The 21,190-nt window shown below is 63.8% G+C and carries 17 protein-coding genes; 4 read left to right on the plus strand and 13 right to left on the minus strand.

Features of this window, described 5'->3' with window-relative positions; genetic code table 11:
* Positions 1 to 38 precede the first annotated feature (38 nt).
* From FJ428_RS29110 to puuE, 10 genes are all read right to left on the minus strand, one after another.
* Positions 39 to 1,622 (minus strand): ABC transporter substrate-binding protein, encoded by a 1,584-nt coding sequence (locus FJ428_RS29110; protein WP_140501192.1) that lies wholly within the window; start codon positions 1,620 to 1,622, stop codon positions 39 to 41.
* A gap of 114 nt (positions 1,623 to 1,736) precedes the next feature.
* Positions 1,737 to 3,392 (minus strand): ABC transporter ATP-binding protein, encoded by a 1,656-nt coding sequence (locus FJ428_RS29115; RefSeq protein WP_140880719.1) that lies wholly within the window; start codon positions 3,390 to 3,392, stop codon positions 1,737 to 1,739.
* Entirely contained in the window at positions 3,392 to 4,216 is an 825-nt protein-coding gene (locus FJ428_RS29120; RefSeq protein WP_140501190.1) for an ABC transporter permease, read from the minus strand. The genes FJ428_RS29115 and FJ428_RS29120 overlap by 1 nt, the downstream gene beginning before the upstream one ends.
* Positions 4,217 to 4,227: 11 nt before the next feature.
* On the minus strand, positions 4,228 to 5,187 hold the full coding sequence (locus FJ428_RS29125) for an ABC transporter permease (protein WP_140512803.1): 960 nt from the start codon (positions 5,185 to 5,187) through the stop codon (positions 4,228 to 4,230).
* 15 nt (positions 5,188 to 5,202) lie between these two features.
* A complete protein-coding gene (locus tag FJ428_RS29130) occupies positions 5,203 to 6,789 on the minus strand; it encodes an ABC transporter substrate-binding protein (RefSeq protein ID WP_140512805.1) in 1,587 nt (528 codons plus the stop codon).
* Positions 6,790 to 6,942: 153 nt separating this feature from the next.
* Positions 6,943 to 8,928 (minus strand): CocE/NonD family hydrolase, encoded by a 1,986-nt coding sequence (locus FJ428_RS29135; protein ID WP_140650880.1) that lies wholly within the window; start codon positions 8,926 to 8,928, stop codon positions 6,943 to 6,945.
* 92 nt (positions 8,929 to 9,020) lie between these two features.
* Positions 9,021 to 9,614 carry a nucleoside deaminase gene (locus FJ428_RS29140; protein WP_140501182.1) on the minus strand — a complete coding sequence of 198 codons (594 nt, stop codon included), beginning with the start codon at positions 9,612 to 9,614 and terminating at the stop codon, positions 9,021 to 9,023.
* Entirely contained in the window at positions 9,614 to 10,117 is a 504-nt protein-coding gene (locus FJ428_RS29145) for an ureidoglycolate lyase (protein ID WP_140501180.1), read from the minus strand. Before FJ428_RS29145 ends, FJ428_RS29140 begins: the two co-directional genes overlap by 1 nt.
* A complete protein-coding gene (locus FJ428_RS29150; protein WP_140501178.1) occupies positions 10,114 to 10,977 on the minus strand; it encodes a bifunctional allantoicase/(S)-ureidoglycine aminohydrolase in 864 nt (287 codons plus the stop codon). The genes FJ428_RS29145 and FJ428_RS29150 overlap by 4 nt, the downstream gene beginning before the upstream one ends.
* A gap of 10 nt (positions 10,978 to 10,987) precedes the next feature.
* A complete protein-coding gene (gene puuE / locus FJ428_RS29155) occupies positions 10,988 to 12,412 on the minus strand; it encodes an allantoinase PuuE (protein ID WP_140512811.1) in 1,425 nt (474 codons plus the stop codon).
* Between the two features lie 201 nt (positions 12,413 to 12,613).
* Here puuE and uraH point away from each other — a divergent pair, with 201 nt between their 5' ends.
* The 4 genes from uraH to xdhC all read left to right on the plus strand — a co-directional run bounded on the left by uraH (position 12,614) and on the right by xdhC (position 17,888).
* Positions 12,614 to 12,988, plus strand: coding sequence for a hydroxyisourate hydrolase (uraH, locus tag FJ428_RS29160; protein WP_140501174.1), 375 nt, complete (start codon positions 12,614 to 12,616; stop codon positions 12,986 to 12,988).
* A gap of 3 nt (positions 12,989 to 12,991) precedes the next feature.
* Positions 12,992 to 14,473, plus strand: a complete 1,482-nt coding sequence (gene xdhA / locus FJ428_RS29165; protein ID WP_140880698.1) for a xanthine dehydrogenase small subunit — start codon at positions 12,992 to 12,994, stop codon at positions 14,471 to 14,473.
* On the plus strand, positions 14,473 to 16,818 hold the full coding sequence (xdhB, locus tag FJ428_RS29170; RefSeq protein WP_140658494.1) for a xanthine dehydrogenase molybdopterin binding subunit: 2,346 nt from the start codon (positions 14,473 to 14,475) through the stop codon (positions 16,816 to 16,818). Before xdhA ends, xdhB begins: the two co-directional genes overlap by 1 nt.
* Before the next feature lie 62 nt (positions 16,819 to 16,880).
* The gene (gene xdhC, locus FJ428_RS29175) at positions 16,881 to 17,888 is read left to right on the plus strand and encodes a xanthine dehydrogenase accessory protein XdhC (protein WP_140664222.1); all 1,008 of its coding nucleotides are present in this window, start codon (positions 16,881 to 16,883) and stop codon (positions 17,886 to 17,888) included.
* A gap of 13 nt (positions 17,889 to 17,901) precedes the next feature.
* Here xdhC and FJ428_RS29180 read toward each other — a convergent pair whose 3' ends face one another.
* The 3 genes from FJ428_RS29180 to FJ428_RS29190 form a co-directional block, all read right to left on the minus strand.
* Positions 17,902 to 19,158, minus strand: a complete 1,257-nt coding sequence (locus tag FJ428_RS29180; protein WP_140880700.1) for an LLM class flavin-dependent oxidoreductase — start codon at positions 19,156 to 19,158, stop codon at positions 17,902 to 17,904.
* Positions 19,155 to 20,138 (minus strand): LLM class flavin-dependent oxidoreductase, encoded by a 984-nt coding sequence (locus FJ428_RS29185; protein WP_140558762.1) that lies wholly within the window; start codon positions 20,136 to 20,138, stop codon positions 19,155 to 19,157. The genes FJ428_RS29180 and FJ428_RS29185 overlap by 4 nt, the downstream gene beginning before the upstream one ends.
* Positions 20,139 to 20,246: 108 nt before the next feature.
* Positions 20,247 to 21,167, minus strand: coding sequence for a LysR family transcriptional regulator (locus FJ428_RS29190; RefSeq protein WP_140558761.1), 921 nt, complete (start codon positions 21,165 to 21,167; stop codon positions 20,247 to 20,249).
* Positions 21,168 to 21,190 lie beyond the last annotated feature (23 nt).

A 21,190-nucleotide genomic window follows, 5' to 3' on the forward strand; every position in this document is an offset into this window, starting at 1 on the left:
TCGCACGGACACGCGGCGCTTTCGGCGGGAACTTGATGTCAGGCGTTCAGCCAGCATTCGGCGAGCGCGTAGCCGTCCATCATCTCGCCGATCGGGCTCTTGGCGAAGCCGCCGATCTTGTTGGTGGCGGCGTCGATGAACTGGTTGAAGAAAGGCACGATCAATCCGCCTTCGTCGCGCATCAGCACGGCCATGTCGTGATAGATCGCCTTGCGCTTGTCCTGGTCGAGCTCGCCGCGCGCTGCAAACAGCATCTTGTCGAACTCGGGCCGCTTGAAACGCGTGTCGTTCCAGTCGGCGTTCGACACATAGCCGGTGGAATACATCTGGTCCTGCGTGGCACGCCCGCCCCAGTAAGACAGCGAGAAAGGCTGCTTGTTCCAGACCTCCGACCAATAGCCGTCGCCAGGCTCGCGCTTGATCTCGATCTTGATGCCTGCCTTGGCGGCGCTCTGCTGATAGAGCTGTGCCGCATCGACGGCCCCGGGGAAGGCGACGTCGGAGGTGCGCAGCAGGATCGAGCCGCTGTGGCCCGACTTCTTGTAGAGCGCCGCAGCCTTTTCCGGGTCGAATTTGCGCTGTTCGATGGCCGAAAACAGCGGATAGGCCTCGTTGATCGGGAAGTCATTGCCGACCGAACCGTAGCCGCGCAGGATCTTTTCCAGCATCTCGTCGCGGTCCATGGCGAGCTTGAGCGCCATCCTGAGATCGCCGTTGTCGAAGGGCGCGGTGTCGCAGAACATGTTGAACGGGTAATAGCCCTTGCCCGAAACGTTCTCGATGCTGACGCCGGGGATGCGCTTGACGAGATCGACCACCTTCGGCTCGACGCGATTGATCATGTGCACCTGGCCGCCTTGCAGGGCCGCCAGCCGCGCCGTCGCATCGTTGATGACGACGATCTCGACCTGGTCGGCATGGCCCGCCTTGTCGCCCTGCCAGTAATTGGCGAAGCGCTCGCCGCCGTGGCGCACGCCGGGCTGGTTGACGGTCACCTTATAGGGGCCGGCGCTGATGCCCGCGTTCGGATTGTCCTTGCCGCCATTGGGCTGGATGACGAGATGATAGTCGGCCATCAGATAGGGGAAGTCGGCATCGGCGTCGGCAAGCGTGACGACGACCTCCTTGCCCTTGGCCTTGATGCCCTTGATGTTTTTGAGAATGCCGAGTGCGCCCGACTTCGACTTCTCGTCGGCGTGGCGCTCGATGGTGGCCGCGACATCCTCCGCGCCGACCGTCTTGCCATTGTGGAACTCGATGCCGTCGCGGATCTTGATCGTCCAGGTCTTGGCATCCGGGGAAGCGCCGATGTCCTCGGCGATCAGGTTGACCAACCTGTTGTCGGGGGTGAGGCGAACCAGATATTCGCCCCACTGCTTGCCGAAGCTGAAGGTGACCTGGCTGAGGTTCAGCGCCGGATCGAGGCTGTTGGTCGATTCGCCGCCCTGCAGGCCGGCCTTGAGAATGCCGCCCTTGACGGGCGTCTGCGCGAAGGCTTTCCCGGCCAGCGTCGTTGCCAGCGCCGCCGACATGCCCAGCGCCGCGGTGCGCCCGAGAAAGTCACGCCGCGATATCCGGCCTTGGCCGGCGAGTTCAGCGAGATGGTCGAGTTCAGTCTTCATGTCCTACCCCTTTTTGAAACAACCGCACACAGGCGATGCCGTCCGAAGGACGTCTGGCCCTCCAGTGTTGCATCCGGATGACGTTCGTCATCTCCTTGACTGGCGAACCGCTGGCTAGTTCCCGGCGCTCGCCATGCGTCGCCCCTTGATCGCCTTTTCCAGCCAGCCGATCTCCATTTCCGGAACCGAGGACAGCAGGAGGTCGGTATAGGCATCGAAAGGCGGTGTGAGCACCTTGCTTTTGGAACCGTAACGGACCACCTCGCCGCGATACATCACCGCGATCGAATCGGCGATCGACCTTACCGTCGCAAGGTCGTGGGTAATGAAGAGATATGCGACCTTCTCGTGCTGCTGCAGGTTCAATAAAAGCTTGAGAATGCCGTTGGCCACCAGCGGGTCGAGCGCCGAGGTCACCTCGTCGCAGATGATCAGCTTCGGTTTGGCGGCGAGCGAGCGGGCGATGCAGACGCGCTGCTTCTGGCCGCCCGACAGCTCCGCCGGATAGCGGTCGAGGAAGCCTTTGCCCATCTCGATCTCGTCGAGCAATTCGGCGACGCGCCGGTCGCGCTCACGTCCCCGCATGCCGAAATAGAACTCCAGCGGCCGGCCGATGATGGTGCCGACGGTCTGGCGCGGGTTCATGGCCACGTCGGCCATCTGGTAGATCATCTGCAGCTGCCGCAGATCCTCCTTCGGCCGGTCGGCAAGTCGGTTGGCAAGCGGGCGCCCGTCGAAGGTCACCGTGCCCTGTTCGGGCGGCAGGAGCCCTGTGATGGCGCGCGCCAGCGTCGACTTGCCGGAGCCGGACTCGCCGACCACCGCCAGCGTCTGGCCGGGATAGATATCGACGGAGACGTTCTTCAGCACCTTGACATGACCGCCGCCATACGCGGCGGTGACGTTCTTCACGGACAGGAATGGCGAGACGCCGGGTTTCTGCTCGGCGTGTTCGATCTCGTGCACTGACACCAGAGCGTTGGTGTACTCCTGGCGCGGCTCCTTGATGATCTGGCGGGTGCCGCCCCATTCGACCAGCCGGCCGTGGCGCAGCACCATGATCTCGTCCGACACCTGGGCGACGACGGCGAGGTCGTGGGTGATGTAGAGCGCGGCCACATGCGTGTCGCGGATGGCGTCCTTGATCGCCGACAGCACGTCGATCTGCGTCGTCACGTCGAGCGCCGTCGTCGGCTCGTCGAAGACGATCAGGTCCGGTTCCGAGCACAGCGCCATCGCCGTCATCACACGCTGCAGCTGGCCTCCGGAGACCTGGTGCGGGAAACGCTCGCCGATGGTTTCGGGATTGGGCAGGCTCAGCTTCTTGAACAGCGCGACGGCGCGTTTCTCGGCCTCCGCGCGCGTCGCCCTGCCGTGCAGGAGGGTGGCTTCGACAACCTGGTCCATCAGCCTGTGCGCCGGGTTGAACGCCGCTGCCGCCGACTGCGCGACATAGCAGACCTCGCGGCCGCGCAGCCTGCGGAAACCTTCCTTGCCGCCCTTGAGGATGTCGCGGCCGTTGAGGAGCACCTCGCCGCCGGTGATGCGCACGCCGCCGCGCCCATAACCCATCGAAGACAGGCCGATGGTCGACTTGCCGGCACCGGATTCGCCGATCAGGCCGAGCACCTTGCCCTTTTCCAGGGTCAGCGAGACGTCGTGGACGAGCGTGATGGTCTTTGGCGCTTCGCCCGGTGGGTAGACCATGGCTTCGATGCGCAGGTTGCGGATATCGAGGAACGGGCTGGATTTCGCTTTGCTGTCGGCCATCATCCGCGTCCTCCTTTCAGGCTTGTCGTGCGGTTGAGCACCCAGTCGGCGACGAGATTGACCGAGATCGCAAGCGCCGCGATCGCGGCCGCCGGTATGAGCGCCGCGGCAATGCCGAAGACGATGCCGTCCTTGTTTTCCTTGACCATGCCGCCCCAGTCGGCATCCGGCGGCTGTACGCCGAGGCCAAGAAAGGAGAGCGTCGACAGGAACAGCACGGCATAGATGAAGCGCAGGCCGAGTTCCGAGACCAGCGGCGACAGCGCATTGGGCAGGATCTCGCGGAAGATGATCCAGGTGCTGCCTTCGCCGCGCAGCTTGGCGGCTTCGACATAGTCCATGACGTTGATGTCGACGGCCACCGCGCGCGACAGGCGGTAGACGCGGGTCGAGTCGAGAATGCCCATCACCAGGATCAGCGTCACCAGGTTTGTCGGCAGCACCGAGAGCACGACAAGGCCCATGATCAGCGTCGGGATCGACATCAGAAGATCGACGAGGCGCGACAGCAGCGTGTCGAACCAGCCGCCGAACACCGCCGCCGAAAAGCCGAGAATGGCGCCAAGCGAGAAGGACAACGCCGTGGCGAGCACTGCGATGAAAAGGGTGATGCGCGCACCATAGATCATGCGCGACAGCAGATCGCGGCCAAGGTTGTCGGTGCCCAGCCAGTGCGCCGCCGACATGGGCTCCCAGACGTCGCCGACGATCTCGCCATTGCCGTGCGGCGCAAGCCACGGCGCGAAGATGGCCGCCAGCACGAACAGGGCCGTCAGCACCAGGCCGACCAGCGCGGGCACGGGGATGCGTTTGATGTCGAGCATGCCCGCCCTCTTCATTTGGGATGCCTCAGGCGCGGATTGGCGACGATTGCCGCTATGTCAGCGATGATGTTGAGGCCGATATAGACGGCGGCGAAGATCAGTCCGACCGCCTGCACCACCGGCACGTCGCGCTTGGTGACGTGATCGACCAGATACTGCCCCATGCCGGGATAGACGAAGATCACTTCGACCACGACCACGCCGACGATCAGATAGGCGAGGTTGAGCATGACGACGTTGATGATCGGCGCGATGGCGTTCGGGAAGGCATGTTTGCGGATGACCGCGAAAGCCGAGAGCCCCTTGAGCTCGGCGGTCTCCACATAGGCCGATTGCATGACGTTTAGGATCGCAGCGCGCGTCATGCGCATCATATGGGCAAGCACCACCAGCGTCAGCGCCGCCGCCGGCAGCGCGATCGCCTGCATGCGTTCACCGAAAGGCATGCCGTCATAGACGGTCGAGATGGCGGGGAACCACTGATGCTGAACCGCGAAGTAGAAGACCAGCAAGTAGCCGATGAAGAATTCCGGGAAGGAGGTCGAGGCGAGCGCCAGTCCCGAGATCAGCTTGTCGACCCAGCCATTGCGGTAGCGCACCGCGATCAGGCCAAGCGTTATGGCCAGTGGAATGGCCACGATCGCCGCCCAGAAGGCGAGGAAAAGCGTGTTCCACAGCCGGCCCTTGATCGATGTTGCGATATCCTGTCCGCTCGACATGGCGGTCCCGAGATCGCCGGTCAAAACGCCGCCGAGCCAGCGGAAATACCTGATATAGGCCGGATCGTTGAGCCCAAGCTGCTCACGCAGATTGGCGAGCGATTCCGGTGTCGCCGACTGCCCTAGGATGGCTTGCGCGACGTCGCCGGGCAGGATCTGTGTGCCGGCGAAGATCAGGACCGAGACGGCCAACAAAAGGAGGATGCCCAGCGCGACGCGCTGGGCCACCAGTTTCACGATGGGTGAGGACATCTGGGCAAGGCCGGCTCAGGCTTCGAGCCAGCACTTTGCCAGGGCATAGCCATTCATCAACTCCTGGTGCGGATCGTCCACCCAGCCGCCCACCTTGGCGCCGGTGGCGTCGATGAACTGGTTGAACATCGGCAGGATCAGGCCGCCTTCGTCGCGCACCATGACGGCCATGTCGTGATACATCGCCTTGCGCTTGGCCTCGTCCAGCTCGGCGCGCGCCGCCAGCACCATCTTGTCGAAATCCGGGCGCTTGAAACGCGTGTCGTTCCAGTCGGCGGTCGACAGGTAGGCGGTCGAGTACATCTGGTCCTGGGTCGAGCGTCCGCCCCAATAGGAGGCGCAGAAGGGCTGCTTGTTCCAGACCTCGTTCCAGTAGCCGTCGCCCGGCTCGCGCTTGAGCTCGATCTGGATGCCGGCCTTGGCCGCGCTCTGCTGGAAAAGCTGGGACGCGTCGACGGCGCCGGGAAAGGCGACGTCGGAGGTCCTGAGCAGCACCGCGCCGTCATGCCCCGACTTCTTGTAGTGGAACTTGGCCTTGTCCGGATCGTATGTGCGCTGCTCGATCTCGGTGAACAGCGGGTAGGCGGCATTGATCGGGAAATCATTGCCGAGCGAACCGTAACCGCGCAGCACCTTCTTCAGCATTTCTTCGCGGTCGATCGCCAGCTTCAGCGCCATCCTGAGGTCGTTGTTGTCGAACGGCGCCGTATTGCAGTGCATGATGAAGACGTAGTGGCCCGGTCCCGCATGGTTGCGGATGGTGACGCCCGGCACGCGTTTGATCAGGTCGACGATCTTCGGCTCGACGCGGTTGACCATGTTGACCTGGCCGCCCTGCAGGGCGGCCGTACGGGCCGTAGCGTCGTTGATGACGATGATCTCGATCTGGTCGGCATGGCCCATCTTGTCGCCCTGCCAGTAATTGGCGAAGCGCTCGCCGCCATGGCGCACGCCGGGCTCGTTGGTGGTGACCTTGTAAGGGCCCGCCGAGATGCCGGCATCGGCCTTGTCCTTGCCGCCATTGGGCTGGACGATCAGGTGGTAGTCGCTGAGCAGGTAGGGCAGATCGGCATTGGCCTCCTTCAGCGTCAGCACCACTTCCTTGCCGCTGGCCTTGATGCTTTCGATGCCTTTCATGTAGCCGAGCGCGCCGGACTTCGACTTCTCGTCCGAATGACGCTCGAGCGTGGCGGCGACGTCTTCGGCGGTCACCGTCTTGCCATTGTGGAATTCGACGCCGTCGCGGATCTTCAGTGTCCAGACCTTGGCATCGTCGGACGAGCCGATCTCCTCGGCGATGCGGTTCTCGAGCTTGCCCTCTGGGGAAAGCTCGACGATCAGTTCGCCCCACATCTTGCCGAAGGCGAACGGCACCTGCGTCATGAACAGGGCTGGATCCAGGCTGTTGGTGGACTCGCCGCCAACCAGGCCTGCCTTGAGCGTGCCGCCCTTGACCGGGCCGGCTGCGCGCGCCGCGCTCGAAAGCAGTGAGTTGGCGAAGGTCGCGGTGACGCCGAGCGCTGCCGCCCGGCCGAGAAAATCCCGACGGCTGAGCTTGCCTGAGGCGACGCGTCGGCTAAGGAATTCCAGTTCGTTTGACATTTTGAGTTCCTCACTCTGTTGGTTCGACCTTAGTGGTCGTTTTCTTGTTTCTTGTGAGGGGAATAATGACCGCAAGGGAAAGCGGTAAGCAAGACCGAATGCGACATGCCGTGGCGTAAATGGCACGTCGCAATTGGACCAATGCCTTGCCGCTCAAACAAGCGAGCGCGGAACCGCCTGTTCAAAATCGCGTTCGAAGACGAGTTTTTCGCCTTCGTAAGCTTCAATTCGGGCGCTTACGATGAAGTTTTTGGCGTCCGAGCGTATTTCGGCCGATGTTTCGGTGCGCACCGACCATCCGCTTCGCGACAGGGTTTGCGTCCAATGCGTCCGTCCCCCAGCCGACAACGGATCGTCCGGATGGATCGTCCAGGTCTCGCGGGCGATGCTGCCGTTCGCCAGGCCATGTGCAAGATCGCGCACCTCGCCGAAATCGTCTTCTATGGAAAGCGTGACGATGCCGGTCTTCTCGTCGCGGTCGACGCGGCGTTCCGAATTGGCCGGGCGGATCGTCTCGGTTGCCCAGGGGGAAGCAGCCTCCGGCGCGGCGAACGTGACCTCGTCGCCCGTCGCCAGCGGGCGCAGCGGCAGCTTCAGCGTCGCCGCCGACAGGCTCAGGCGGACCGGCTCCGGCGAGGGCCAGATCATGGGCCAATAGGCGTTCGAGACGGCTATGCGCAAATGGTGGCCGGCCGGCACGCGATAGGCGCACTGGTCGAGCACGACGCGTGCCGAAACGCTCTCGCCGGGGACAAGCGCTTGCGGGAATTCGTGCGAGAGGCGATGCGTCAGGTTGAGCACGCCATAGGAGATCAATTCGGAGGCGCCATCGGGATGCACGTCGCAAAGCCGCACCGCGATGTTGGCCTGCGGGCGGTCGCAGGATAACCGGACGTCGACTTCCGGTGCGCCGACGACGTCGATCGCCTCGGCGAGTTCCGGCTGGTCGAAACACACCGACAGCGCGTCGTCGGGACGCTGGTCGCCCGGCAATTCCGGGCCGAAGGTGAACGGGAAATACTCACCGCCGGCCAGCCCACAGCTTTGCGGCGAAGCGATGGTGACGGATTTACCGCCCGCCGGGATCAATTCGATCGTTTGCGTCTTGATGTCGGGCGAAGGCCACTGCCGCTCCGCCACCCAGCGGCCCGGCCGTTCCGGATGCCAGCGCGCCGGCCGCACGCTGTCCATCACATAGGCGCGGTAGGCCGGGTCGGCCTCGACGCCGGTCTCGACGCCCTTTAGCCAGCGGTCCCACCAGCGTAGCGCTTCCTGCAGGAAGCCGATTGCCGGCTGGGGCCCGGCATAATGCGGGTATTTGTGGATCCAGGGGCCGACGATGCCTTTGACCGGCGCCTCGATGTTGGCGACGAGATGCGAGATGGTGTTGCGGTAGCCGTCATGCCAGCCGCCGATCGACAGCACCGCGGCCTTGACGGCGGAGAAATCCTCGCAGATCGAGCCGCGTTTCCAGTAGGCGTCGCGGTGCTGGTGGCCAAGCCAGAGCGGCAAAAGGAACGACTGGTTCTCCAGTCGGCTGAGCCACAGGTCGCGCCATCTGTTGTCGCCCGCCAGCAGCGGGTCCGGCGGCCGTGACGAATAGGACAGCATTGTCGAGGCCCAGCCGAAATTTTCCAGCAGCAGGCAGCCGCCCTTGTAGTGGATGTCGTCGGCATAGCGATCAACGGTCGAGCACAGGCTGATGACCGCCTTGAGCGCCGGCGGCTGCATGGCTGCCACCTGCAGGCAGTTGAAGCCGCCCCAGGAAATACCCATCATGCCGACATTGCCGTTGCACCAGGGTTGAGCCGCCGCCCAGGCGATGACGTCGCAGGCGTCCTGCAACTCCTGCTCGGAATATTCGTCGTCCATCAGCCCTTCGGAATCGCCATTGCCGCGCATGTCGACACGGATCGAGGCATAGCCGTGGCCGGCGAAATAGGGATGCGTCAGCTGGTCGCGAAAGATGGTGCCGTCGCGCTTGCGGTAGGGCAGGTGCTCGAGGATGACAGGCACCGGATCGTCGCCGGCATCTTCCGGCATCCACACCCGCGCCGACAGCCGGCAGCCATCCGGCATAACGATGCCCATATCAGGGAATTCGACGACCTTGCGGGGAAACTCGGTGACGGTTTTCATGGCGCGCATAACGCCTCGCGGCGCGGCAAGTTTCAATCGCCATTCGCGACTGGAGCAGTGGAATATGCGACCTGTGCCGCTGCTTGGTGCCCTCAGTTCAGCGGAATGTCGTTCTCGGCCTTGTTGGCCTGGTAGTCGCCAGAGAGCGCTTCATAAAGTGCTGCAATCTTGCCGATGCGCGCCTCCAGCCGCCCGCGTTCCGCCTCGGGCAGCGCCCGCACCAGCCTGCGGATCGAAAAGCTCTTCCAATAGGCGTTCTCGGCATTGTAACCGCCGGGATCGAGGGTGAAGACCTCTTTCAGGATTTTCAGATCGTGCGGGATGGCAAAACTGTCGCGCGAATCCTCGTGGCTGAACAGATAGTAGAAATTGTCGAAACCGGTCCAGGTGATCGCCGACAGGCAGAGCGAACAGGGCTCGTGCGTGGCCAGGAAGATGGCCTCCTTGGTGTCGACACGTTCGGCTTTGGGCATTTCGTAGAAGCGTTTCAGGCAGTGCACTTCGCCATGCCAGAGCGGGTTTTCGATCTCGTTGTTGGTTTCGGCCAGCACCAGCGAGCGGTCGCCTTTCTTCAGGATCGCCGCGCCGAACAGCTTGTTGCCATGGGCGACGCCTTCCTGCGTCTTCGGCACGATGTCGTGCTCGATGACGTCGAGCAGGCGGTCGATCAGCGAAATGTCGGTCATCAAAGGATCTCGTCGGGGAGATGAATCTCGTAGGCGTGCGAAAAATGGAATTCTTCGAGATTGGAGCCGTCGCCGCCACGGTCGACGATCAGGAAATCCTGGGGCTCACCCAATGGCGTCAGTACGCCGTGCCATAGATTGCGTGAATAATTGATGCCTTGCCCTGGCTTGGTGATGAAGGCATGCGGCTCGGCCGGACCGTCCTTGCCGTCATGACAGACGACGACCAGGAACGGTCGTGGCGACAGCGGGACAAAGGCCTGGCTGCCGAGCGGGTGACGCTCGACCATGGTCAGCGCCAGCGGCAATTCGTAAGGCGTGCCGCGCACCATCGAGATCAGCACGCGCGCATTCGGCCCCACGGCCTCGGCGGTCGCCAGATCATGGTAGCGCTCGGCCTTGCCGCCATTGATCGGGTAGTGGTTGTCGCCGCCCATGTCGATGACATCGCCGAACGGGGCAAAGCCCTCGCGGGTCAGCGGCCGCGCGACGATGCGGGTCACGGCGCACGCCCTGCGATCCCGGCACTGCCGAGCTTGGCGTGCCGGTTGACGTCCTTGTAGAGCAGATAGCGGAATTTTCCCGGTCCGCCGGCATAGCAGGCCTGCGGACAGAAGGCGCGCAGCCACATATAGTCGCCGGCCTCCACCTCGACCCAGTCCTGGTTGAGCCGGTAGACGGCCTTGCCTTCCAGGACATAGAGCCCGTGCTCCATGACATGGGTCTCGGCAAAGGGAATGACCGCGCCCGGTTCGAGGGTGACGATGGTCATGTGCATGTCATGGCGCATGTCGGCCGGATCGACGAAGCGCGTCGTCGCCCAACGGCCGTCGGTACCGGGCATCGGCGTCGGCCCGATGTCCTGCTCGTTGGTGAAGAAGGCTTGCGGGACCTCGAGGCCGCTGACGGACTCATAAGCCTTGCGTATCCAGTGAAAGCGGACAGCCGCATTGCTTTCGTTGCGAACAGTCCAGCCGCTCGACGGCGGCAGGAAGGCGAAGCCGCCCGGCCGCAAGACATGTCTTTCGCCGGCAAGCAGGACGGTCAGTTCGCCTTCGACCACGAACAAGGCGCCCTCGGCGCCGGCATCGGGTTCCGGCCGGTCGCTGCCACCGCCGGGCGCGATCTCTACGATGTACTGCGAAAACGTCTCGGCAAAGCCCGACAGCGGCCTCGACAATATCCAGACGCGGGTCTTGTCCCAGAATGGCAGGGCGCTGGTGACGATGTCCTGCATCACGCCCTTGGGGATGACGGCATAGGCCTCGGTGAAGACGGCGCGGCCGGTCAGAAGCTCACTCTGGCCGGAATGGCCGCCATGTGGAGCATAATAGGTTCGCTCGGGCATCCTGATCGTATCCATGGGTTCAAACCTATTGCGGAAGCATGTCCTTGAGGCGGAAGAGCGCGATGCGCTCGACCTGTTTGCAGGCGGTCTCGAATTCGACGCCGCGGCTGTTGCCGATGCGCCTTTCGAACTCCGCCAGGATTTCTTGCCTGGTCTTGCCCTTCACCGCGACGATGAACGGGAAACCGAAGGTGGTGACGTAGGCGGCGTTAAGCTTGGAAAACAGCTCGCGCTCCTTGTCGGTCAGCTCATCGAGGCCGGCCGAAGCCTGTTCCCTGGCTGATTCCGCCGTCAGCCGCCTGGCCCTTGCCAGCTTGCCGGCAAGGTCTGGATGGGCGTTGAGCACGCCCAGCCGCTCCGTTTCGCTTGCGGCGCGGAAAACGCGGCAGAGCGCATTGTGCAGGCCGCCGGCGCTGTCGTGCGCCGGGCCAAGTTCCAGCTCGTAGGCGCGCTCGGCTATCCACGGCGAATGTTCGAAAACGCCGCCGAAAGCATGCACGAAGGCCTCGAATTCCATCCTCGAAGGGCGCAGCACCGGCTGCTTGTATGGATGGGTCTCGCGCCAATGCCTGGCGATGTCGATACGCCGCGCCAGCCAGACCTTGTCGTGCGACTTCACATAGTCGACGAAGCGCTTCAGCGCCGCCACCCGCCCCGGCCGCCCGACGAGGCGACAGTGCAGGCCGATATTCATCATGCGCGGCCGCCCAGCCTTGCCTTCGGCATAGAGCGTGTCGAAACTGTCCTTCAGATAGGCGAAGAACTGGTCGCCCGAGTTGAAGCCCTGCGGCGTGGCGAAGCGCATGTCGTTGGCATCGAGCGTGTAGGGGATGATGAGCTGTGGCCTGTCGGTCCCGTCATCCGCGAACCAGTAGGGCAGTTCGTCGTCATAAGTGTCGGAGACGTAGTCGAAGCCGCCTTCCTCCGCCACCAGCCGCACGGTGTTGACCGACGTCCGGCCGGTGTACCAGCCCGTCGGGCGCGTGCCTGTCACTTCGTAGTGCAGCCGGATCGCCTCCTTGAGGTCGCGGCGCTCGTCCTCGGCGCTGTGGTCGCGGTAGTCGATCCATTTCAGCCCGTGCGAGGCGATCTCCCAGCCGGCATCCTGCATCGCCGTCACCTGATCGGGCGAGCGGGCGAGTGCCGTGGCGACGCCGTAACAGGTCACTGGCACCTCGGCCTCGGTGAACAGGCGAAGCAGCCGCCAGAAGCCTGCCCGCGCCCCATATTCGTAGATCGATTCCATGTTCCAATGGCGTTGGCCCGCCCAGGGAGCCGCGCCGACGATTTCCGACAGGAAGGCTTCCGAAGCCTTGTCGCCATGCAGGACGCAGTTCTCGCCGCCTTCTTCGTAATTGACGACGAATTGCACGGCCACATGCGCGCCACCGGGCCATTTGGGATCCGGCGGATTGGCTCCGTAGCCGCGCATGTCTCTGGTGTAACGCATCGTCCCTCCCACGGGGCATCGCCCGAAGTATGATCAGGATATCGAAAGGGTGCTTCTCGCATTCCCCCGAAAATTTTTGAAAGTGTTTTTGTCGCACTCCGCTCGACCGGGACTTATGCATCGCCTTTAATTGGCGCACAATTCATCAGCAATGTTTGGCTGTACCGGCCGGTTTGTTCGTGTTGGAATGGGAGGCGGACAATGGCAGAAACGTCGAAAATCGATGGCGGGCGTCTGACGACCCATGTCCTGGATACGGCAACCGGCAAGCCCGCGGCGGGATTGTCGATCGCGCTCTACCGGATCGATGGCCCGGCCAGGACGCATCTGAAGACGGTCGCCACCAACGCCGATGGCCGTTGCGACGCACCGCTTTTGGCCGACGCGGATTTCCAGACCGGCGAATACGAGCTGGTTTTCGCCGCTGGCGACTATCTGCGGCGCCAGGGAACGAAACTGCCCGAGCCGGCCTTCCTCGACACCGTGCCGATCCGCTTCGGCATGGCGGATGCCGTGCACTATCATGTGCCGCTGCTCGTCTCGCCCTACGGCTATTCGACTTACAGGGGGAGCTGAGACGTGGCCGAGGTCAAGATCCGTAACGATATTCGTTTTATCCTCAACGGCAGGGATGTCGTGCTGTCATCCGTGGCGCCTGACGCGACCTTGCTCGACTGGCTGCGGCTCGACCGATCGCTGCGCGGCACCAAGGAAGGCTGCGCAGAGGGCGATTGCGGCGCCTGTACCGTGCTGGTCGGCAGGCTTTCCGCCGGCGAACTGGTCTATGAAAGTGTCAACGCCTGCATCCGCTTTCTGGGTTCGTTGGACGGCACCCATGTCGTGACGGTCGAGCATCTCCGTGGAACGCCGGGCCAGTTGCACCCGGTGCAGCAGGCGATGGTGGATTTCCACGGTTCGCAATGCGGCTTCTGCACGCCAGGTTTCGTCATGTCGCTTTACGGCTTGTGGATGAAATCACCGGAACCGTCGGACGCGGCCATCGAAAAGGCCTTGCAGGGCAATCTCTGCCGCTGCACCGGCTATGAGGCGATCATGCGCGCGGCTCGCGCCATCTCCAGCTACGGCAAAGCACAGAAGGATCCGCTGGCGCTGGAGCGTCAGTCGATCATGGCCAGACTCGAGGCGATGGGCGACGGCGCACGGATCGAGATCGGCGCCGGCAAGGCGCGGCTCGTCGTGCCGGCTGACGTTGACGATTTCGCCTCCGTGCTCGACAAGGAACCGGGCGCCACCATCGTCGCCGGCTCGACCGATGTCGGTCTCTGGGTGACCAAGCACATGCGCGATATTTCGCCTGTCATCTTCATCGGCAATCTCGACGGGCTGTGCGCCATTGCCGAGGACAAGGACGTGATCTCGATCGGCGCCGGCGTCACCTATTCCGATGCCTTCGCGATGCTGTCGAAACGCATCCCGGCGCTCGGGCCATTGTTCGATCGCATCGGCGGCGAACAGGTGCGCAACATGGGCACGATCGGCGGCAACATCGCCAATGGCTCGCCGATCGGCGACACACCGCCGCCATTCATCGCGCTCGGCGCGCGGCTGACGCTGCGCCGTGGAAGCAAGCGGCGCACGATCCCGCTCGAGGATTTCTTCATCGCCTATGGCAAGCAGGACCGGCAGGCCGGCGAGTTCGTCGAGGCCGTGCATGTGCCGGTTCCGGCAAACGAAACGAAGTTCGGCGTCTACAAGATCACCAAGCGCCGCGACGAGGATATCACCGCCGCCCTCGGCGCGTTTTTTCTGACCTTGGCCAGGGACGGCACCGTGGCCGATATCCGCATCGCCTATGGCGGCATGGCGGCGACGCCGAAGCGGGCTGCGGCGGTCGAGAAAGCTCTGCTCGGCAAACCCTGGACCGAAGAAACAGTCGAGGCGGCGATGACCGAATACCCAACGGATTTCACGCCGCTCACCGACATGCGGGCAAGCGCTGAATATCGGGCTTTGGCGGCGAAAAACTTGTTGCTGCGTTTCTTTGTCGAAACCACCGGCACCAGGGCACCGTTCCAGGTGTCGCGCAACGAGGCGGCATGATGAACAAGCACGCCAGCGCCAATTTAAAGGCCGAAAAGATCGTCGGCGGCGTCGCCACAGACCAGCGCCATGATTCCGCGCACAAGCATGTCAGCGGCAGCGCCGTTTACATCGATGATATGCCCGAACCGGCGGGCACGCTGCATGGCTGCCTCGGCTTGGCCACGGCCACGCATGCCGCCATCGCCAAAATGGACCTGTCGGCGGTGCGCGCCGCCCCCGGCGTGATCGACGTGCTCACGGCAAAGGATGTGCCGGGCGAGAACGACATTTCGCCGACCGGGCGCCATGACGAGCCGGTACTCGCCGACGGCAAGGTACAGTTTTTCGGCCAGCCGATCTTTTGCGTGATTGCCGAGACGCGCGAGCAGGCGCGGCGCGCCACGAGGCTGGCAAGGGTCGAATACGAGGAATTGCCTTTCGTCACCGACATCGGCGCGCTTGATCCGAGCAAGGACAAACTCGTCACGCCGCCTCTGACGCTGAAGCGCGGCGACGCGGCTGCTGCGATCCGTCAGGCCCCCCGCCGGCTGAAAGGAAAAATGCGCGTCGGCGGCCAGGAGCATTTCTACCTCGAAGGGCATATCGCGATGGCGGTTCCCGGCGAGGATCAGGACGTCACCATCTATTCCTCGACGCAGCATCCGAGCGAAGTCCAGCACATGGTTGGTCATGCACTCGGCGTGCCGAGCAACGCCATTACCGTGGAAATGCGTCGCATGGGGGGTGGCTTCGGCGGCAAGGAAACGCAGGGCAACCAGTTTGCAGCGCTGGCCGCGATCGCAGCCAAGAAGCATCATCGGGCAGTGAAAATCCGGCCCGATCGCGATGACGACATGATCGCCACCGGCAAGCGGCACGATTTCCTCATCGACTACGAAGCCGGCTTCGACGATGAGGGCAATATTCTCGGCGTCGACTTCATGTTCGCGGCGCGCTGCGGCTTTTCTGCGGACCTTTCAGGCCCGGTCACCGACCGCGCGCTGTTCCACTGCGACAACACCTATTTCTGGCCGGCTGTGCATGCACAGTCGGCGCCGCTCTACACCAACACGGTCTCGAACACCGCCTTTCGCGGCTTCGGCGGCCCTCAAGGCATGGTCGGCGCCGAGCGTATCATCGACGAGGTGGCGTTTGCCGTCGGCAAGGACCCGCTTGAGATCCGCAAGCGGAATTTCTATGGAACCGCCGACCGCAACGTCACGCCCTACCACCAGGCGGTCGAGGACAACATCATCCACCGCATCGTCGCGGAACTGGAAGAAAGCGCCAGCTATGCAAGGCGCCGGCGCGAAATCTCGGCCTTCAACAACAACAGCCGCTTCATCAAGCGAGGCCTCGCACTGACGCCGGTCAAATTCGGCATCTCGTTTACCGCCACGCATTACAACCAGGCCGGCGCGCTGGTGCATGTCTACACCGACGGTTCGGTGCATCTGAACCATGGCGGCACCGAGATGGGGCAGGGCCTCAACGTCAAGGTGGCGCAAGTGGTGGCGCAAGAGTTCCAGATCGATCTCGACCAGGTGAAGATCACCGCGACGACCACCGGCAAGGTGCCGAACACCTCGGCCACCGCCGCGTCGTCCGGCACCGACCTCAATGGAATGGCGGCGCAGAATGGCGCCCGCCAGATCAAGGACCGGCTGACCGATTTCGCCGCCGAGAAATACCAGGTGCCACGCGACCAGGTGCTGTTCCTGCCCAACAGGGTGCGAATCGGCAACCAGGAGATACCTTTCGCCGACCTCGTCAAGCAGGCCTATATGGCCCGCATCCAGCTTTCGGCGGCCGGCTTTTACAAGACGCCGAAGATCCACTGGGACCGCGACAAGGGCGAGGGCCGTCCTTTCTATTATTTCGCCTATGGCGCCTCCTGCTCGGAAGTCTCGGTCGACACGCTGACCGGCGAATACATGGTCGAACGCACCGACATCCTGCACGAGACGGGCCGCTCGCTGAACCGCGCCATCGACCTCGGCCAGGTCGAGGGCGGCTTTATCCAGGGCATGGGCTGGCTGACGACCGAGGAACTGTGGTGGGATGACAAGGGCCGGCTGCGCACGCATGCGCCCTCGACCTATAAGATCCCGCTGGCGTCGGACCGGCCTAAGATCTTCAACGTGACACTGGCCGATTGGCCGGAGGCCGGTGAGCCGACGATCCATCGCTCCAAGGCGGTCGGCGAGCCGCCCTTCCCGCTCGGCATGTCGGTGCTGCATGCCCTGTCCGACGCGGTGGCAAGCGTCGCCGACCACAGGATCTGTCCACGTCTCGATGCGCCTGCGACACCGGAACGCGTGCTGATGGCGATCGAGCGGCTGAAGAAAGAGGCGAAGACCTGACTCCGGCAAAACGTGCAAAACAGGCCGAAAAGGCCTATATTTCCCGACAGGGAATGTAAAAAATGAACACGACTGTGCAAAGCCTGAAAGCCTTTCTTGGCCAAACCGGCCGGGTCGCGCTCGTCGAGGTCGCGGCGACGAAGGGCTCGACGCCGCGCGAGAAGGGCGCCTTCATGCTCGTCTCGCAAGCAGCGACATCGGGCACGATCGGCGGCGGCCAACTGGAATATATGGCCATCGACAAGGCACGGCAGATGCTGGGCTCTTTACCCTCCTCCTTGCGGGGAGGGTCGGCGAGCGGACGCCGCGAAGCGGCGTCAGCGAAACGGGGCGGGGGAGCGGCGTTCACAGATCCCTCGACGACGACGTCGTCCAACCCTATCCACAAGGGGGAGGGTGAAGAGACCCGCCCCGACGCCCACGTGATCCTCGACGTGGCGCTCGGTCCGGAGATCGGCCAATGCTGCGGCGGGCGCGTCGAGGTGTCGATCCGCCTCGTCGATGCGACGTTGGCGCAGGAGCTGATTTCGGCCGCGGAAATCGAGCAGGCTGAACTGCCTTATGTCTACATCTTCGGCGGCGGCCACGTCGGGCAGGCGCTGGCCTCCGCGGTAGCGCTTCTCCCTGTGCGTGCCGTTGTCATCGAAACACGGGCCGACGCGCTAGACGGAATGCCGGAAGCCGTCGAGACGCGGCTGACCCCGATGCCTGAAGCCGAGGTGCGCAACGCGCCTGCAGGCAGCGCCTTCGCCATCCTCACCCATGATCATGCGCTGGACTTCCTGATTGTCGCCGAAGCCCTGAAGCGTGGCGACACCGCCTATGTCGGCATGATCGGCTCGAAGACCAAGAAAGCGACGTTCAGGAACTGGTTGCTGAAATCGGCGGAGGGTACGGAAGCGCAGTTTGCCCGCCTCGTTTCCCCAATTGGCGGTGACGCCGTGAAAGACAAGCGCCCATCCGTCATTGCCGCGCTAGCGGCCGCCGAGATCATGACGGCGCTGGTCAATCACGGCGCCGCGTCAAATGCCGGACGTCAGATGCCGCATGATAGGACGTTGGCCGGGTAAGGTCACGTCGCGGCTATACCGGTTGCTTCAAGCCCAGATGATCGCGCAGTGTGCGGCCCTCATACTCCCTGCGAAACAGGCCGCGCCGCTGCAGCTCCGGCACAACTAGGGTGGCGAAGGCATCGAGTTCGCCGGGGAAATATGACGGCATGACGTTGAAGCCGTCCGCCGCACCGCCCTCGAACCGGGCCTGGAGTTCGTCTGCGATCTGCACCACGGTCCCGACGATGCGCCAATGGCCGCGTGCGCCGGCGAAATGGCGGGCAAGCTGGCGGATGGAAAGGCCGTCGCGGCGCGATTGCTCGATGACCAGGGCCTGCCGGCTTTTCATGCCTTCGCTCTCCGGCAATTCGGGCAGCGGCCCGTCGAGCGGATAGCGCCGAAGATCGGAGATGCTGAGATAGCTGGACAGCAGCGCTACGCCGACGTCATCGGGGATCAGCTCCTGCAGCTCCTCGTATTTCGCCCGCGCTTCCGCTTCGGTTTCCGCCACCACCGGGGCGACGCCGGGCATGATCTTGATGTCGTCCGGTTCGCGTCCATAGGCCGCCAGACGGCCCTTGAGATCGTCGTAGAAAGCCTTCGCTTCCGCGAAAGTCTGCGCGGCGGTGAACACCACATCGGCGGTGCGAGCGGCGAGATCGCGGCCGACATCCGAGGCGCCGGCCTGAACCATGACCGGGGCGCCCTGCGGCGAACGCGGCAAATCGAGTGGATCGCACACCGAAAAGCTCTGGCCGTCATGGCCGGAGGCGCCGAGCTTGCCGTGCCAAAGCCTGGTGACGACTTCGGCGAATTCTCGTGCCCGTTCATAACGATCGGCGTGGGGTCTGAGACCCGTTGCGCCGAAGTTGGCGGCCTCGATCGGGCTGGCCGACGTGACCAGGTTCCAGCCGGCGCGCCCGCCGCTCAGCTGGTCGAGCGAAAGGAAGGTTCGTGCCAGCCCGTAAGGCTCGTTGTAGCTGGTCGAAGCCGTGGAGACGAGGCCGATGCGGCTGGTCTGGACAGCGAGTGCGGAAAGCAGGCTGATCGGCTCGAAGCCGATCGAACGCGAGGTCTGGCTGGCGATGCTGACATCGGCTTCGCGCAGGCCGGCCGCATCCTCGCAGAACAACAGGTCGAATTTCGCCGCTTCCGCCGTGCGCGCCAGCGCGACGTAATGATCGATGTCGATCCCGGCCTTCACATGGGCCTGGGGATGCCGCCAGGCGGCGATATGGTGGCCCGTCGCCCACAGAAAGACGCCGAGCTTCATCTGGCGCGCGGTCATCGGTCGCCTCCGCCGCTGAGTCCCAGATGCGAGCGCAGCGTTGTGCCCCCATGGCTCTGTCGAATCACGCCGCGCCGCCGCAGCTCCGGCAGAACGCGATTGGTGAAATCGTCGAGCGCTGAAATGTGCGCGGACAGCCGGATGTTGAATCCGTCGCAATTGTTCGCCCGGAATTCTTCCTCCATCCTGTCGGCCAGCCCGGCGACGCCGTTGGCGGCGAGGGATATGTCAGCCAATATTCTCACGGCATCCGGTTCGCGCCCGGACGCGGAAACGCGGCGCCTGAATTCGTCATGGCGTGCCCTGCGCCGCGCTGCCTGCCTTTCGTCCAGCAGGATGACATCGGCTGTGCGCGCGGCAATGTCGAGGTCGCCTGCCGCCAGGCCGGACAGGACCAGAACCGGCGTATCCTGCGGCGAGCGCGCCACGTTCAGCGGTCCGCGCACGGCGAAGAATTCGCCCTTGTGGTCGAGTTGGTGCATTTTTCCGGGATCGTGAAAGCGGCCGCTGTCTTTGTCGAACAACAGCGCGTCCGCCTCCCAGCCATTCCACAAGCCCTGGACGATGCCGATGTATTCCTCGGAGCGGCGGCGAAACTCGTCGCTGGAAAATCCATCCGGCCGGCTGAAATTGGCCGCCTCGCTCGGCGCCTGCGCCATCGTTGCGTTCCATCCGGCGCGACCGTGGCTGATGATATCGAGCGAGGCGAACCGGCGCGCCAGATTGTAGGGCTGGTGGGCAACCATCGACGCGGTGGCGACCAGCCCGATCCTGCTCGTCACGGTCGCCAGTGCGGCAAGCAGGGTCGTCGCTTCGAACGGGTTGCCCGACCCGGCCCTGCCCGGCGGCGCATCGTCGAGAACAATCATGTCCAGCCCGGCCGCTTCCGCCCGCTGCGCGAAGCCGGCCAAGTCGCTGAAGGTGAGCGCGCCGGCCTGCCCGGCCGTGGAGGCAATGTTGAGCGAAACGGTGAGATGCATTGTGGCTAGCTCGTCAGTCGGCGCAAAGCCCATCGGCCATGAGGCGGCATCCGCGAACCTAAGTTCGCCTTCGCGCAAGGCAACCCTTGCGACTGGGCCAGGAGCCGCTCACTTGCCGACCAGTATGTCCTTGATCAGCCGCTGGCAGCGCTCGGCCATGAAATCCAGCAGCAGGCGCACCTTCGGGTCCTGCAGCTTCTTGTGCGGATAGACGGCGGCGAACTGCACCGGCGTCGGCGGCGTGCCGGCCAGGATGATCCTCAGCCGCCGGTCGCGGATGAACGGCTCGACCTCGAAGCGCGGCTTGTTGATGATGCCGCGCCCCGACAGCGCCCAGCCGGTCAGCACGTCGCCATCGTCCGTATCATAGGGCCCGTGCACCTCGAATTTCTGCGGTCCGTTCGGCGTCTGCAAGGTCCAGACATATTCGCGCGCGCCGGAATAGCGCAGCATCAGGCAATCGTGCTTCCTGCTGATCAGTTCCTGCGGCTCGGCCGGCTCTCCGCGCGCCTCCAGATATTTGGGTGCCGCCACCAGCACCCGCTCGCATTCCATGATGCCGCGCATCCTGAGGCTGGAATCTTCGATGATACCGAGTCGGAAGGCGACGTCGATGCCCTCTTTCATGATATCGACATTGTGATCCGAGAGCCTCAGCCGCACTTCGATATCAGGATATTTGTCGTGGAAATCGGGAATACCCGAGGCGACCAGGCGGCGGCCGAGGCCGAGCGGCGCGGTCACGCGGATGGTGCCGCGCGGCTGACCGGAAAGGGCCGAAACCGCGGCCTCCGCCTCGGTGATCGCTTCCAGCACCTGCTTGGCGCCGGTGTAGAACACCGTGCCATGCTCGGTCGGCATCAATTGTCGTGTCGTGCGGTTGAACAGCCGCACACCAAGGTGCTTCTCCAGCTCCTTGATTCGGTTGGAAGCAACCGCCGGCGAAATGCGCATGTCGCGCCCGGCCGCCGACAGATTGCCGAGCTCGACCACGCGGACGAAGACGGCGATGTTGTCGAGATAGGCCATGCGGTTCAGGGGCTTTCAATCAA

Source organism: Mesorhizobium sp. B2-8-1 (genome assembly GCF_006440955.1).
Lineage (GTDB): Bacteria > Pseudomonadota > Alphaproteobacteria > Rhizobiales > Rhizobiaceae > Mesorhizobium.

What these genes read in the sequence shown, in the direction of transcription:
- FJ428_RS29110 (WP_140501192.1), bottom strand. Translation starts at nt 1,622, where the DNA reads ATGAAGACTGAACTCGACCATCTCGCTGAACTCGCCGGCCAAGGCCGG.
- FJ428_RS29115 (WP_140880719.1), bottom strand. Translation starts at nt 3,392, where the DNA reads ATGGCCGACAGCAAAGCGAAATCCAGCCCGTTCCTCGATATCCGCAAC.
- FJ428_RS29120 (WP_140501190.1), bottom strand. Translation starts at nt 4,216, where the DNA reads ATGCTCGACATCAAACGCATCCCCGTGCCCGCGCTGGTCGGCCTGGTG.
- FJ428_RS29125 (WP_140512803.1), bottom strand. Translation starts at nt 5,187, where the DNA reads ATGTCCTCACCCATCGTGAAACTGGTGGCCCAGCGCGTCGCGCTGGGC.
- FJ428_RS29130 (WP_140512805.1), bottom strand. Translation starts at nt 6,789, where the DNA reads ATGTCAAACGAACTGGAATTCCTTAGCCGACGCGTCGCCTCAGGCAAG.
- FJ428_RS29135 (WP_140650880.1), bottom strand. Translation starts at nt 8,928, where the DNA reads ATGAAAACCGTCACCGAGTTTCCCCGCAAGGTCGTCGAATTCCCTGAT.
- FJ428_RS29140 (WP_140501182.1), bottom strand. Translation starts at nt 9,614, where the DNA reads ATGACCGACATTTCGCTGATCGACCGCCTGCTCGACGTCATCGAGCAC.
- FJ428_RS29150 (WP_140501178.1), bottom strand. Translation starts at nt 10,977, where the DNA reads ATGGATACGATCAGGATGCCCGAGCGAACCTATTATGCTCCACATGGC.
- puuE (WP_140512811.1), bottom strand. Translation starts at nt 12,412, where the DNA reads ATGCGTTACACCAGAGACATGCGCGGCTACGGAGCCAATCCGCCGGAT.
- uraH (WP_140501174.1), top strand. Translation starts at nt 12,614, where the DNA reads ATGGCAGAAACGTCGAAAATCGATGGCGGGCGTCTGACGACCCATGTC.
- xdhB (WP_140658494.1), top strand. Translation starts at nt 14,473, where the DNA reads ATGAACAAGCACGCCAGCGCCAATTTAAAGGCCGAAAAGATCGTCGGC.
- xdhC (WP_140664222.1), top strand. Translation starts at nt 16,881, where the DNA reads ATGAACACGACTGTGCAAAGCCTGAAAGCCTTTCTTGGCCAAACCGGC.
- FJ428_RS29180 (WP_140880700.1), bottom strand. Translation starts at nt 19,158, where the DNA reads ATGACCGCGCGCCAGATGAAGCTCGGCGTCTTTCTGTGGGCGACGGGC.
- FJ428_RS29185 (WP_140558762.1), bottom strand. Translation starts at nt 20,138, where the DNA reads ATGCATCTCACCGTTTCGCTCAACATTGCCTCCACGGCCGGGCAGGCC.
- FJ428_RS29190 (WP_140558761.1), bottom strand. Translation starts at nt 21,167, where the DNA reads ATGGCCTATCTCGACAACATCGCCGTCTTCGTCCGCGTGGTCGAGCTC.